The organism is Corynebacterium tardum (assembly GCF_046717785.1).
Lineage (GTDB): Bacteria > Actinomycetota > Actinomycetes > Mycobacteriales > Mycobacteriaceae > Corynebacterium.
The window spans coordinates 526,046-539,126 of the sequence record NZ_CP177104.1 but is presented as its reverse complement, the minus strand read 5'-3'; the positions used below and the strand labels follow the sequence as shown (position 1 = coordinate 539,126).

General features: G+C 64.2%; 12 protein-coding genes and 1 pseudogene. 8 read left to right on the top strand and 5 right to left on the bottom strand.

From position 1 onward, the window contains the following. Window positions 1-3: 3 nt before the first annotated feature. Window positions 4-318 carry a DUF3017 domain-containing protein gene (locus tag ACLI1P_RS02660; RefSeq protein WP_411709682.1) on the bottom strand — a complete coding sequence of 105 codons (315 nt, stop codon included), beginning with the start codon at window positions 316-318 and terminating at the stop codon, window positions 4-6. A 68-nt stretch (window positions 319-386) separates the two neighbouring features. Next, on the bottom strand, window positions 387-1,241 hold the full coding sequence (locus ACLI1P_RS02655; RefSeq protein ID WP_411709344.1) for a bifunctional methylenetetrahydrofolate dehydrogenase/methenyltetrahydrofolate cyclohydrolase: 855 nt from the start codon (window positions 1,239-1,241) through the stop codon (window positions 387-389). A gap of 24 nt (window positions 1,242-1,265) precedes the next feature. On the opposite strand from ACLI1P_RS02655, the gene ACLI1P_RS02650 reads away from it, so the two are divergent. The 5 genes and pseudogenes from ACLI1P_RS02650 to ACLI1P_RS02630 all read left to right on the top strand — a co-directional run bounded on the left by ACLI1P_RS02650 (window position 1,266) and on the right by ACLI1P_RS02630 (window position 6,225). After that, on the top strand, window positions 1,266-1,736 hold the full coding sequence (locus ACLI1P_RS02650; protein WP_411709343.1) for a tRNA (cytidine(34)-2'-O)-methyltransferase: 471 nt from the start codon (window positions 1,266-1,268) through the stop codon (window positions 1,734-1,736). A 45-nt stretch (window positions 1,737-1,781) separates the two neighbouring features. Continuing rightward, window positions 1,782-3,644, top strand: a complete 1,863-nt coding sequence (locus tag ACLI1P_RS02645; protein ID WP_411709342.1) for a pyruvate kinase — start codon at window positions 1,782-1,784, stop codon at window positions 3,642-3,644. A 190-nt stretch (window positions 3,645-3,834) separates the two neighbouring features. Continuing rightward, a complete protein-coding gene (locus ACLI1P_RS02640; RefSeq protein WP_411709341.1) occupies window positions 3,835-4,020 on the top strand; it encodes a FeoA family protein in 186 nt (61 codons plus the stop codon). Between the two features lie 3 nt (window positions 4,021-4,023). Continuing rightward, window positions 4,024-5,956, top strand: a pseudogene (feoB, locus tag ACLI1P_RS02635) (ferrous iron transport protein B). After that, on the top strand, window positions 5,956-6,225 hold the full coding sequence (locus tag ACLI1P_RS02630) for a hypothetical protein (RefSeq protein ID WP_411709340.1): 270 nt from the start codon (window positions 5,956-5,958) through the stop codon (window positions 6,223-6,225). The pseudogene feoB and the gene ACLI1P_RS02630 overlap by 1 nt, the downstream one beginning before the upstream one ends. Here ACLI1P_RS02630 and ACLI1P_RS02625 read toward each other — a convergent pair. Together ACLI1P_RS02625 and ACLI1P_RS02620 are read right to left on the bottom strand one after the other, a co-directional pair. Then, complete coding sequence (locus ACLI1P_RS02625) at window positions 6,197-7,618, bottom strand: PH domain-containing protein (protein ID WP_411709339.1); 1,422 nt, start codon at window positions 7,616-7,618, stop codon at window positions 6,197-6,199. The two genes, ACLI1P_RS02630 and ACLI1P_RS02625, sit on opposite strands and share 29 nt — an antisense overlap. Further along, window positions 7,615-8,064 carry a PH domain-containing protein gene (locus ACLI1P_RS02620; RefSeq protein WP_408931991.1) on the bottom strand — a complete coding sequence of 150 codons (450 nt, stop codon included), beginning with the start codon at window positions 8,062-8,064 and terminating at the stop codon, window positions 7,615-7,617. Before ACLI1P_RS02620 ends, ACLI1P_RS02625 begins: the two co-directional genes overlap by 4 nt. A gap of 58 nt (window positions 8,065-8,122) precedes the next feature. Here ACLI1P_RS02620 and ACLI1P_RS02615 point away from each other — a divergent pair, with 58 nt between their 5' ends. Together ACLI1P_RS02615 and ACLI1P_RS02610 are read left to right on the top strand one after the other, a co-directional pair. Further along, window positions 8,123-8,383, top strand: coding sequence for a helix-turn-helix transcriptional regulator (locus tag ACLI1P_RS02615; RefSeq protein WP_411709338.1), 261 nt, complete (start codon window positions 8,123-8,125; stop codon window positions 8,381-8,383). 7 nt (window positions 8,384-8,390) lie between these two features. Beyond that, window positions 8,391-8,861 (top strand): hypothetical protein, encoded by a 471-nt coding sequence (locus ACLI1P_RS02610; RefSeq protein WP_411709337.1) that lies wholly within the window; start codon window positions 8,391-8,393, stop codon window positions 8,859-8,861. A gap of 5 nt (window positions 8,862-8,866) precedes the next feature. Here the strand turns inward: ACLI1P_RS02610 and ACLI1P_RS02605 are convergent, their stop codons facing one another. After that, window positions 8,867-12,004, bottom strand: coding sequence for an error-prone DNA polymerase (locus tag ACLI1P_RS02605; protein ID WP_411709336.1), 3,138 nt, complete (start codon window positions 12,002-12,004; stop codon window positions 8,867-8,869). A gap of 166 nt (window positions 12,005-12,170) precedes the next feature. On the opposite strand from ACLI1P_RS02605, the gene ACLI1P_RS02600 reads away from it, so the two are divergent. After that, window positions 12,171-13,061 (top strand): MetQ/NlpA family ABC transporter substrate-binding protein, encoded by an 891-nt coding sequence (locus tag ACLI1P_RS02600; protein ID WP_411709335.1) that lies wholly within the window; start codon window positions 12,171-12,173, stop codon window positions 13,059-13,061. Window positions 13,062-13,081: the final 20 nt, after the last annotated feature.

Genomic DNA, 13,081 nt, shown 5'->3' with positions numbered 1-13,081 from the left:
TCGCTACGATCCAAGCGCGTCGATGGACAAGGCCAAAAACACCATCGCCGCGCCGAGGATGCCGGTAAAGCAGGCGTCGAAGCGCCGCGAGCGCACCGCCAGCACGCCGACCCGCGAGGAATCACAGGTCAGGCGCACCACGGTGAGCCACATGAGTGCGCCGCCCAGCAGCATGGTGGCGCGGCGCCAGTGCTCGGAGACCGCGAAGATTCCCGAGACCGCCACTGCCGCAACAACCATGCCGATGGCCACCCACTGCACTACCGGCGGCAGTGGCGAGGGCTTCAGGTGCGCGTCGTGCGGGTTCGCCAAGGACACCGGTGGCTGCGCCGGTGCTGCTTGGCCACGCCCCTGCGGGCTCTGCGTGGGCATAAAACTACTGCTAACTACTGCGCGGCGAGCTTCTCGGCGCGCTCGACGATGTTGCTGACCAGGAACGCGCGCGTCAGCGGGCCCACGCCACCCGGGTTCGGGGAGACGTAGCCGGCCTTGTCCCACACGTCCTCGGCCACATCGCCGGCGAGTTTGCCGTCGACGCGGGAGACTCCGACGTCGAGAACCGCCGCACCTTCCTTGACCATGTCGGCGGTGAGCATGTGTGCCTTGCCGGCCGCAGCGATGATGACGTCGGCCGCACGGGTCTCCGCTGTGAGGTCCTTGGTGCCGGTGTGGCACAGCGTCACGGTGGAGTTCTCACTGCGGCGGGTGAGCATGAGGCCAATCGGGCGGCCCACGGTCACACCGCGGCCGATGACCACGACCTTCGCACCGTTCAGCTCCACGCCGAAGCGGCGCAGCAGGTGGATGCAGCCGTTCGGGGTACACGGCAGCGGCGCGTCCTCGTTGAGCACCAGCTTGCCCAGATTGATCGGGTGCAGGCCGTCGGCGTCCTTGGCCGGGTCGATGAGCTCCAGCACGCGGTTCTCATCCAGGTGCTTCGGCAGCGGCAGCTGAACGATGTAGCCGGTGCAGGCGTCGTCGTCGTTAAGCTCTGTGATGACGCGCTCGAGTTCTTCCTGGGAAACGTCGGCAGGCAGATCCTTGCGAATCGAATTGATGCCGAGCTTTTCGCAGTCGCGGTGCTTCATCTTCACATAGGAGTGCGAGCCCGGGTCATCACCCACCAGGACCGTGGCCAATCCCGGGGTAATCCCCTTCTCCTTGAGGGCGGCCACGCGCTGGGCCAGGTCCTCAAAAATCTCGTCGCGGTACAGCTTGCCGTCTAGTTTGGTAGCGCTCATACCCACCATCCTAGACTGATGCCTATGAGCCGCCTGCACATTGTCTTCGACAACCCCGTGATCCCCACCAATACCGGCAACGCCATCCGCACCGCCGCCGTCACGGGCGCGAGCCTGCACCTTATCGAACCACTGGGCTTCAACTTCGAGGACAAGCACCTCAAGCGCGCCGGCCTGGACTACCACGACCTAGCGGACTTGAAAATCCACAAAGACTTCGACGCCTGCATGGAGGCCCTGCCCGGCGCGCGCGTCTTCGCCTTTACGACCCACACGGATAAGTGGTTCACCGACGTCGAGTACCAGGAGGGCGACGTCCTCCTCTTCGGCACCGAGCCGACCGGCCTGCCGGAGGAGCACGCCTTCCACCCGCGCGTGACCGAGCGTGTACGCATCCCCATGATGCCAGCTAGGCGCTCGATGAACCTGTCCAACGCGGCGTCGACGGCCGTGTACGAGGCCTGGCGGCAGCTCGGCTTCCGTGGCGCGATCTAGCAAGTAGCGGCACAATATTGGTGACGTCCACGATGAAGGAGCACCATGACCGCACTACGCCCACTTCTTGATTCCCTCACCACGCGCGTTGAGAACGCTGCCGCTGTTCACACTAAGCAGATTGCTCAGGTCGCACCCACTCACCGCCCGGGCGCGGTAAACCTGGTGCGCTACATGGCGCTGCGCTCCCAGGACGCGGTGGAGCTGCAGGAGGGGCTGAGCGCGCTGGGCGCGACAAGCTTGAGCCACCCGGAGCCGGCGGTGCTGGAGCGCCTCCATGCGGCGCGCAACGTGCTCGATGCTTTCGACGGCCAGGCTCCGACCTACCCCATGCAGGCCATCGCCTCGGCGTATGCGGCCGCCGATGACCTCTTGGATGCCAACACGCAGGCCCTGCTCGGCCCCACGCAGGAGGGCACGCACGCGCGCATTATGGTCACGCTTCCCACAGAGGCGGCAGAGGACTATGAGCTCGTGCTGGACTTCGCGCGCGCCGGCATGGAGCTGGCCCGCATCAACTGTGCCCACGACGGTGAGGCCGCGTGGGAGAAGATGGTCGAGCACGTCCACCGCGCCGCCGCGGAGGTGGGTCGCGAGATTCTCATTTCCTGCGATATTGCCGGCCCCAAGGTGCGCACCGGCGCCATCGAGCCGGGGCCGCGAGTGGTTCGGGTGCGCGGCGAGCGCTCCGCGGCGGGTGAACTTCTGGCCCATCCAACGCTCGTGCTTTACGACGTCTCCCGGGCCAACGAGGCCCAGGAGGTGGCGAAGGGGGCGTCGGCAAGCGTGGCTCGCCCGGCCATCGCCGTAGAGGTTGACGGCGCGTGGCTGGCCGATCTGGAACCGGGCAGCGAGGTGCGTTTTACCGAGGCTCGCGGCCGTTCGCGGTCCTTCACCGTGGAGTCTGTTGAAGAGGGCGTGGCGGTGCTGCGCGGCGAGCGCAATTGCTACCTAGCGGAGGGTACGGTGCTCAGCCACGGTGCCGAGACGACACAGGTGCGCGGGGTTCCAGCACTAGAGCAGAAAATTCGCCTCCACCGCGGCGATGAACTGGTGCTAAGCACCTCGCAGGAGCCGGCGCAGATTGCGGAAGGCGAAGTGACAACGATTGGCTGCACCATCCCGGAGGTCGTCACCGCGCTCGAGGTGGGGCATGCCGTGATTTTCGATGACGGCGCCATTTCGGGCCGTGTTACCGAAATCCGCACTCAGGGCGAGGACCACGAGGCCGTCATTGCTATTGAGCACGCTGGGCCTAACGGCACCAACCTGGCAGCGTATAAGGGCATCAACCTTCCGGAGACCGACATCCCGCTGCCCAGCCTCACCGAGGAGGACATTGCGGCGCTGCATTTCGTCGCCACGCACTGCGACATCGCAGCGGTGTCCTTCATCCGCACACCTGCTGACGTTTCCTTCCTCCTCAGCACCATCGAAGAGATTGCTGCGGAACAGGACTCCGAGGATATGGCACAGCGCGTGCGCAACCTCGGCGTCGTGCTCAAAATCGAAACCGTGCCAGCCTACGAACAGCTGGGCACCGTGCTACTGGAGGGCATGCGCCACGAGAAATTCGGCATCATGATTGCGCGCGGTGACCTCGCCGTAGAGCTGGGCTTTGAGCGCATGGTGCAGGTTCCGGGGCGCATCATGAAGCTTGCTGAGGCCGCACACATCCCGGTCATCATGGCCACGCAGGTGCTGGAGACCTTGGCTAAGACCGGCCTTCCCTCACGTGCCGAAATCACCGACGCCGGCTATGCGCTGCGTGCGGAGTGCGTCATGCTCAACAAAGGTCCGCACATCACGGAGGCCATCCAAATTCTTGACCGGATGTCGCGGAAGCTCGGCCGCTCGCGCCTGAAGAATCGCCAGATGCTGCGCCAGGTGGGCAGCTGGACTAACTAGTGCACCACCACGCGGCACAGTCGCGCCGCGTGGTGAGGATCACCTAATAAGTGCACTTCAGGAGTAGGCACTTTCTTCTTTACTTAGGGTAGCCTATATAGGAATACACGATAGGAAGAGAGCCGACCATATGTTGTCTGGGTGCCCACGGCAAACCGCCGACGCCACCCCCACCGGATGCACCGTAACCTTGGGTAGCGAATGCATTTCCTGCACCTGCGATGCCGCCTTGGCGGTGCGCCTCGGTGAGCTGGGGATCCGCCCCGGCGCCACGCTGACCATGGGCCCGCGCGTAGCCGGTGGCGCGCGGGTGGTCTCGGTAGGTAGCTGCCGCTACGCCATCGACAAGGCAACTCTCAAAGCCATCGAGGTCTAAACCATGGCCTCCTCCCCTAGCTGCCACGGCGATCTGGGCGGCGCGCTCGCCCCTGCCGGCGCGCCCATCCTCGCGCTCGTAGGCTCCCCCAACTCCAGAAAATCCACGCTGTTTAATGCGCTCACCGGCGCGAAGGCGCAGACCGGCAACTGGCCGGGTACCACGGTGGAGGTCAGCCGCGGCGCGTGGAAAATTGGGTGATCGCACCGCCGATCTCATCGACTTCCCCGGTACTTATTCGCTCGATCCTCTCAGCCCAGATGAGGCGCTGACCCGCGCCATGCTTATTGAGTGCGCTGAGAATGAGCGCCCCGACGCTGTCATCGTGGTGGTGGACGCCACCGCTGTGGCCCGCGGTCTCAACGTCGCGCTCCAGCTAGCGGAGCAGCCTTACCGCATCATCATCGCTCTGACGAAGACGGATGTAGCGCTCAACTAGGGCCAGGCGGTTGATGACGCAGCGCTCGCTGAGGCCACCTCCATTCCGGTGGTGGTTGTGGATGGGCGCAAGCGGGAGGGAGCCGAGAAGCTGCGCGAGGTCGTGCTTGAGTCTTTGGCGCACCACCCTGTGCAGCTGCGCGAGGATACCGGCCTGGAGGGACGCTTCGCGGAGCTGGATGCGGCGGCGAAAGCCTCCGTCCGTGAGGTCGAGCACGCCACTCCCCTCTCACACCGCCTCGATGCAGTAGCACTGCACCCGGTTGTCGGTCCCCTGCTGTTTTTGGCCGTGATGTGGCTAGTCTTCCAGATCACCACGACGGTGGCCGCACCCCTCCAGGACGGCCTGGAGGCGCTGGTCTCCGGGCCTTTGAGCGATTGGGCGCGGGCGGGTCTTGAGACCATCGGCCTGGGTCACCCCCTCATTACGGGCCTGCTTGTCGACGGCCTCATTGGCGGCGTCGGCATGGTCCTCACCTTCGCCCCACTCATGGCACTGATGTTCTTGTGCCTGGCCGTACTGGAGGATTCCGGCTACATGGCGCGCGCGGCGGTGGTCACCGACCGCCTCATGCGCGCCATCGGCCTGCCGGGCAAGGCCTTTATCCCCATCGTCGTGGGCTTTGGCTGTAATGTGCCGGCGATTTCGGCCACGCGCGTACTGGGCAGCCCGCCCCACCGCATCATGACTGCGCTGCTCATCCCATTTACGTCATGCTCGGCGCGCTTGGTGGTGTTCGTGATGCTCTCGGCCACGTTCTTCCCGGAGCATGCCGGCAGCGTGGTGTTTATCATGTACGTCATCTCGATTGCGCTGCTCGTGCTCGTGGGCTTGGCGCTGCGCAAGACGCTGTGGCACGCGGTCCCGGAAGAAGCGCTCGTTATTGACCTGCCGACGTACCAGCTGCCCACCGTGCGCCTGGCGCTGAGCGTGATGTGGACGCGCTTGAAAGGGTTCTTGAACACTGCCGGTGGCATCATCGTGAGCACCGTGGTCGTGGTGTGGCTGCTCATGGCCATCCCGGTCGGCGCTGCCGTCCACGACACCACCTTGGGCGAGCCCCCAGCCCCGGAGGATTCTGCCTACGGCGCGGTTGCCCACGCCATCGCTCCGGCCTTTGCTCCGGCTGGCTTCGATTCCTGGTCCCTGGCCGGCCCGCTGGTCACTGGTTTCGTGGCCAAGGAGGCCCTGATTTCGACGTGGGCGCAGACCTACGCCGTCGACGACGTCACCGACGCCTCTGCCGAGGAACAATCCCACAGCGCGCTCAGTGACCACGTGCGCGAAGATTTCGCGCAAGCCTCCGGCGGTCATACCCTGGCGGCGGTGTGGGCCTACATGCTCTTCCTTTTGGCCTACACTCCCTGCGTGGCCACGATTGCCGCGCAGCGTCGTGAGATTGGCTGGCGCTGGACACTCTTTGGCTTCGGCATGCAGCTTGTCACCGCGTGGGTACTGGCCGTGGCGGCCTTCCAAATTCTGAAGGTGTTTATCTAATGCCTGCCTCCCCCATCCAGGCCGTGCAGAAAGCCATCGAATCCGGAGTGCGTTCTCGTTCGGCCATAGCTGCCGAGACCGGGCTGGAGCCTGGCACGGTGGATCTCATCCTGGACTACCTCACCGCTTCCGGCGTGCTGGACATGGAGCCGCTGGGCTCGTGCCCCGCGGGCGGGTGCGGGTCCTGTTCCGCGGCCTCTGCCTGCGCCGGCCCCAGCAGCACCCGCGGGCCGGTACTGCTTAAGCTTCGCCGCCCTGCGGACCGCTAATCGGCCCCTCCAGAGCCGGCAAGCGGCGGCTGCGCAGGCGGGTGAGGAGCTCGGCGGCATCATGAGGCGTGAGGTCCTGACCGGCCATCTTTACTGGGCCCGCCACGAGGTCGAAGCGGACGGTGCGCACGCCTGCCAGGTGGCTCAGCGGGCCCGCCTTGAGGGTGAGCTCCTGAATGTGCGGGGTGCCAATCACCATGACGCGGCGGTTGACGCGGCCGCGGTGGACGATGGTGACCGGCTTCGGGGCTTCCACCAGCGTGACCGACTGCTGCCTGCGGTCCACCGGGCTGATCCACCGCGCCCGGCGCGGCGAGGTATACGTGGGCTGCGTGTGCCCCTCGGGCCGGGCGAAGTCCTCAATCTGCGCGCGGTCCAGATCCGAGATGAGCGCCAGCAGCTCCAGCGCCTGCTCACGGGTGCCCACCGGCAGGATGCGCGTGGAGCCGGACTGCTTGCCGCCGCCCTTTGCGCCATAGCCTGCGACCGATACGTGCACCTCGTACCAGCCGAAACGCCGCCACAGGAAAGGCTGGCTGACCCGAACACCGTGGATGCGATTGATGCGGATGGTCTGGCGGCGACGATCCGCTAGGCCATAGGAGATGTTGAGGGAGTTGGAGAGGGCGTCGTGAAGCGCGGTGAACGTCCACGAAGAATCCACCAGGCTCCACACGCGCCCCACATAGCCCACGATGACCGGCAGAAGTGCCGTCCACATGCCAGGAATAAAGAGCAACCCACCGATGAAGATCGCGGTCACGAGCGTGGGAAGACGAAACAGCTCCGCAAGAAGCGTGCGCAGGATAGGAATCTCCGGAATCAAGGCATCCGCGGCGGGTTCTTCCTCTACCTCCATGCTCGGTGCAGTTGCCGAGTCCTCTCCGTGCGTGCGGCGCAGCAATTCTTCACGCAGCTCTTCCGCCTTCGCCTTGGACAGGTACTCGATCTTGATGACGGATGACCTACCGCCAGCGGTCTCCACGCGCACCGTGGCCAATCCCAGCAAACGCGCGATGACGGATTCCACCACGTCCACCGCCTGAATGCGCTCGTAGCGCGCGGAGCGAAAGGACGTGGAAATAACTCCATGGCGCAGGGCAACTTCATCCTCGGTGAGCTTGTAGCCCAGCTTGCGCCACCAGATGCTGGACACCAACCAGATGACCGCGCACAACAGCACGAAGCCACCGATACCGAGCAGCGTTCCGCGTCCAACCTCACCAAGGTGGCCACCTTGCAGGTAGGACAGAACGTCCGAGAGCATCGAGGCGTTGATATTGAGAACAAAGACGGCCACTAGGGCCAGAATCAGCGACCAAAAGCGCAGCAGCGGGGTGAGGCGATGGACGCGGGTGTAGCCGTCGGCGTCGACAAGCGCGCGATCCTTCACAGTCCGCTCATCCTCTCACGTGCCTTGATGGCGAGACGCTCGCGCAGGGCGTCGGCGTCAACTGCGGGCAGGCCGGGGATGGTGGCATCGCTGCTGGGCGACGCCGTATGCAGCTTCACCTTTTTCAGTCCCATCGCCCGTTCCACGGGGCCGGCGGTGACGTCGACGAACTGGATACGACCATAGGGAACGACGGTGAAGGTGTGCCAGATTTTGCCGCGGGTCACGAGCAATTCGTCGGCGGTTTCCTGCCAGCCTAAATTCTTGACTTGGGCGGGGATGAGCCAGAGTTCGTAGAGCGCCCACACAACGAGCGCGCCGGCGACCCAATAGAGCCAGTCCCAGAAGAAATATGCCGCGGCGGCCGCCACGGCGGCGAGAACAATATCCCAGCTCAAATTCGTAATGTAGCGGGCCTTGGTGAGCTTCGGTGATACCGGATTCATGCCACCATTCTAACACGGACTCTTGACAAGCTGTTGGGTTTATACAACACTGTGATGCATGTCCCCAAAGAAGAAACCCACACGCCCACTCTTTAACCGGGTCCGCGTGCTCCGCGTTGAACGGGACATGACGCGTGCACAGCTTGCCGACGCCATCGGGGTCAACCCCCAAACCATCGGCGCACTCGAGCGCGGTGACCACTCTCCCAGCCTGGATCTTGCGTTCAGCGTCTGCGAGGTCTTCGACCTGCCCGTGGAAGCCGTGTTCTCCCGGACCGAATTCACCCCCATGTCCTCCGAAATCTACCGAAAGGACTAGCCCGCACATGTCCGCCCCTATTCCCGATTCCGTTAAGACCCGCAAGCGCTACATCACCCTGACCGACCTGTCCACCGTCCTTATCATTGCGTCCATCCCCCTGCAGTTCTGGGACTCCTTCACCTCCATCATGGTGGCCTGCCTCGGCACGTTGCTGTGCGCACTGTTGACTGCACGTTTGCGCACCACCATTAACGCAGCAGACCTACCCAGGACAGAACTTGATGAGTACGAGATGCAGCAGCACCTCGAAGCCCGCGACGACGGCCTCAAGTTCTCCCTCGCCGCACTCGTCATCTTGCTGCCAGTCACTGGCCTTATCGCCTGGGGCGCGCGGACCATGCCCATGATGGACGGCGTGTTCGTATCCCAGCTCTACCTCAAGATCATCCTGCTGCTCATGGTGTGGGTCCCCTTCTCCGTGGCGCGTTCCCTCGCCGGAAAGATGAACCGCGACGAGCTCATCTCCAAGGAGTAAACCATTTAGCGGAAGTCCCGCGAGCCGCGCGAGAGCGCCTCGCCGAAAGCCAGCGGCTCCAGCTGGTCCGCGGCAATGGTGACCGCTCCGGAGGCATTCTGCACGATGCCACGCACGATGAGCGCGGGCGCGGTACGGGCGGTGACCTTATCCCGAGCCCACAGGCCAGGCGTGACCATGACGTTCATCAGCCCGGTCTCATCCTCTAAACCGAAGAACACCACACCACCCGCCGTCTGCGGGCGCTGACGGTGCGTGACCACCCCGGCAATGCGCACTCGGGTACCATCCTCCACGCCTGGCAATTCCGCGGCACACAGTATCCCGCGGGCCCGCAGCGCCCCACGAAGCTGCTCCATCGGCTGCTGATTGTGCGTCACACCGGTGCTCGCCACGTCCGACGCCATAAGCTCGAAAGCACTCATCCCCGGCAAAGACGGCGCCGCGATGGCCGACAGCCCCGGCAACATCCCCTCTCGCTCCGTCGCGGCCACACCGGCCTGCCACAGCGCTTGGCGTCGATCCACCCCAAAGACATCCAAGGCCCCCGCCACCGCGAGGGCCTCCACATGATCGACGGTGAGATCGGCGCGGCGAGAGAGATCGGGGACGCTAGCAAACGGCGCGGCCGCCTCAATGCGATCAGCGGCCTTATCACCCAACCCCTTGATGAGGTTGAGCCCCAAACGGATACGAACTTGGCCATCCTCCCCCACCACCGCACGGGCCTCACGACCCGAATCGTTAACGGTGGCCGGCAGCACCTCCACGCCGTGGCGGCGCGCATCCTGGATAAGAGACTGCGGCGAGTAGAAGCCCATCGGCTGCGCGCGCAACAAGCCCACGCAAAACTGCGCCGGGTAATAATGCTTAAACCACGCCGAAAAGTAGACCAAGGAGGCAAAAGACTGAGAGTGAGACTCCGGGAAGCCATAAGCGGCGAAGGCGACAATCTTGGTCCACAGCTTGTCCGCGACCTCCCCGGTAATCCCGTTGGTTTCCTTGAGGCCGTCGTAGAAACGCTGCTTGAGCGCGGCCATCCTCTCCGGCGAGCGCTTCGAGCCCATCGCGCGGCGCAGGTCATCAGCCTCCGCGCCGCTAAAACCGGCGGCATCAACGGCAATCTGCATCAGCTGCTCCTGAAAAAGCGGAATGCCCAGCGTCTTGCCTAAGGACTTTTCCAGCACCGGGTGGTCATACTCCACCGGTTCCTTGCCATCGCGGCGGCGCAGGTACGGGTGCACCGACCCGCCCTGGATGGGACCGGGGCGAATGAGCGCTACCTCCACCACGAGGTCGAAGAAGACTCGCGGCTTCAGCCTGGGCAGCGTACTCAGCTGCGCGCGCGATTCCACCTGGAACACGCCCACCGCATCCGCGCGGCAGAGCATGTCGTAGACTTCCGGGTCCGCTAGGTCCAGCTCCCACAGGTTGACCTTCCGGCCCGTAGTCTCCTCCACTAAGTCCATCATGTGATGCAGGGCCTCGAGCATGCCCAGGCCCAGCATGTCGAACTTCACCAGGCCAGCTGCAGCACAATCGTCCTTATCCCATTGCAGCACCGAACGGTTCTCCATGCGCGCCCATTCCACGGGCACGACATCCGCAATCGGCCGGTCACACAGCACCATGCCACCAGAGTGAATACCCAGATGGCGCGGCTGGCCGAGGAACTGCTCGGCCAACGATTCGACGTCGCCAGGCGCGGGCGCAATCCCCTTCGACCACGCATCGGCCGAGCCCTGCGGATAGCCCAACGCCCGGGCGGCATCCCGCAGCGCCCCTTTGCGGCGGTAGGTAATCACGTTGGCCACCTGCGCGGCGCGCTCGCGACCATGCTTGGCATAGACGTACTGAATGACCTCCTCGCGCCGTCCCGATTCAATATCAATGTCGATATCCGGCGGGCCATCGCGGTCCGGGGACAAAAAGCGCTCAAAAAGCAGACCCGCGGAAATCGGCTCCGCGTTCGTAATCCCCAACGCGAAGCACACCGCGGAGTTCGCCGCCGAGCCTCGCCCCTGGCACAGAATGTTCTCCCGCCGGCAAAAATCCACGAAGTCACACACGATGAGGAAGTAGCCGGGAAAGCCCAGCTGCTTGACGACGTCCAGCTCGTAGCGCATCTGCTCCCATGCCCGCGTTCGAATTTCCTGGGGCCGCGAGGCATAGCGCGCCTCCGCGCGCTCAAAAGTGAGGTGTTCCAGCCACGTCATCTCGGTGTGGCCGGCGGGTACCTCGAAGTCCGGGAGGTTGGGCGCGAGTGCGGCCCAGGTGAAGCTGCACTCCTCCAGCACGCGAACGGTTTCGGCGATGAGCTCAGGCCGGTCGGGGGCAAGCTGCGCCATCTGTTCTCCAGAACGCAGCCAGTGTGCTCCCATGGGGTGGGCGTCCGGTGTGGCGTCGCCAAGCGCCAGGCGCCTGCCCAACGCCTGCTTGGCTCCCGCCAGCCGCGCGCGATCCCGGGTGGCGGCGGCCGGGTGGGCGGTGGCGATGGCGCGCGACACGGGGAGCTTATCCAGCGCCGCGTGGTGGTCAGCGTCCTCCGGAGTGAGCGTGTAGGCGTACTCCAAAACCATGCTGTCTATTTTTATTCTATCGAGCAGAAGATCGAAATACTCCGCCCATTCCCACCCCACGAGAAAGAGGCACTCGTCCTGTAGCTCTACGGCAATCTCCGCCAGCGGCGGGTAGGCCACAGCGCCCTTTTTCCCCGCCGCCATGCGGGCGCGGGAGATGAGTCGGGATAGGCGGCGGTACCCCTCCGGAGTTCGCGCCAAGACAGTCAGCGGTGCCGGCTCTAGGCTGAGCTCCGCACCGAAGATAGCAGGCAGCCCCACCTTTGCGGCGGCCTCCGCACACTTCATCAGCCCATAGAACCCATCCCTATCCACCAGCGCCAATCCACGCAGCCCCAACTCGACAGCCCGGGTAACCAGCTCCTCTGGTTCCGAGGCCCCCTCCAGGAAGCTATAGGAACTCACCGCGTGCAGCTCCGCGAAGGGAACAGTGGAGTATCCCGCCTTAATCTCCCCCACCCGCTGCGACAGGTGGTCCACCGGCACGGGAGTAGGCCCCGGCCGGCCGGACAAGATCCGCTCCACCCGCGACCATGGCAGTGCCTGCCCCCCATTAAACCTCATGAGCCACACCCTATATTCGAACACATTTTCCTGTCAAGGTTTTCGTTGAGCAATCCAGAGAATAGACAAAGCGGTTCAATCGTTGCTAGTTTGACGAACAGTGCAAAACACCTGCGGTGATTTTTCCTCGCCGCACCCGATATAGAAGGGACATGTGAACCCCATCATGAGCATCCGTCGCGTACTTGCCGCCACTTCTGCGGCCGTCATCGCCACTACCGGCCTGGTAGCTTGCTCCTCCGACTCCTCGGACTCCAGCGGCTCCGGAGAGGAAATCACCAAGGACTCCACCATCAGCATCGGCACCACCGACGCCAACATGGAAGAGTGGTCCGTGTTCCAAGACCTGGCCAAGGAGGCCGGCTACAAGGTCGAGCTCGAGAACTTCGCTGATTACAACACTCCGAACCAAGCACTGGACCAGGGCCAACTGACCACCAACAAGTTCCAGCACCTGCAGTTCCTGGCCAAGTACAACAAGGGCAACGGCACCGACCTCGTCCCGCTCGCCGCCACCGAGATTTACCCGCTGGCTATTTACTGGAAGGACCACAAGGACCTCTCCGGCGTGGAAGGCCAGGAAGTCGCCATTCCGAACGACTCCACCAACCAGGGCCGCGCCATCGGCCTGCTGGCACAGGAAGGCCTGGTCACCCTCAAGGAAGACAGCCCGCTGACCCCGTCCCCGATGGACATCGATGAGGGCAAGTCCAAGGTCAAGGTCTCCCCGGTCGACGCCGCCCAGACCCCGGCGGCCTACGGCGAGGGCAAGCCGGCCGTCATCAACAACTCCTTCCTGGAGCGCGCCGGCATCGACCCGCAGTCCGCTGTGGCACAGGACGATCCGAACTCCGAAGAGGCCGAGCCCTACATCAACGTCTGGGCCGTGCGCGCTGAAGATGCGGATAACGAAACCCTCCACGAGCTGGCCAAGCTGTGGAAGGACCCGAAGGTCACCGAGGCTGTATTGAAGTCCTCCGGCGACACCGCCGTGGCCGTGGACCGCCCGCAGGAGGAGCTTCAGGAGATTCTGGACCGCCTCGAAGAGGAAGTTTAAGCCCACCACGACAGCAAAGG

Coding starts and splice junctions, on each gene's coding strand:
- ACLI1P_RS02620 (WP_408931991.1), bottom strand. CDS start 8,064: ATGAATCCGGTATCACCGAAGCTCACCAAGGCCCGCTACATTACGAAT.
- ACLI1P_RS02610 (WP_411709337.1), top strand. CDS start 8,391: ATGTCCGCCCCTATTCCCGATTCCGTTAAGACCCGCAAGCGCTACATC.
- ACLI1P_RS02615 (WP_411709338.1), top strand. CDS start 8,123: ATGTCCCCAAAGAAGAAACCCACACGCCCACTCTTTAACCGGGTCCGC.
- ACLI1P_RS02600 (WP_411709335.1), top strand. CDS start 12,171: ATGAGCATCCGTCGCGTACTTGCCGCCACTTCTGCGGCCGTCATCGCC.
- ACLI1P_RS02645 (WP_411709342.1), top strand. CDS start 1,782: ATGACCGCACTACGCCCACTTCTTGATTCCCTCACCACGCGCGTTGAG.
- ACLI1P_RS02630 (WP_411709340.1), top strand. CDS start 5,956: ATGCCTGCCTCCCCCATCCAGGCCGTGCAGAAAGCCATCGAATCCGGA.
- ACLI1P_RS02650 (WP_411709343.1), top strand. CDS start 1,266: ATGAGCCGCCTGCACATTGTCTTCGACAACCCCGTGATCCCCACCAAT.
- ACLI1P_RS02605 (WP_411709336.1), bottom strand. CDS start 12,004: ATGAGGTTTAATGGGGGGCAGGCACTGCCATGGTCGCGGGTGGAGCGG.
- ACLI1P_RS02655 (WP_411709344.1), bottom strand. CDS start 1,241: ATGAGCGCTACCAAACTAGACGGCAAGCTGTACCGCGACGAGATTTTT.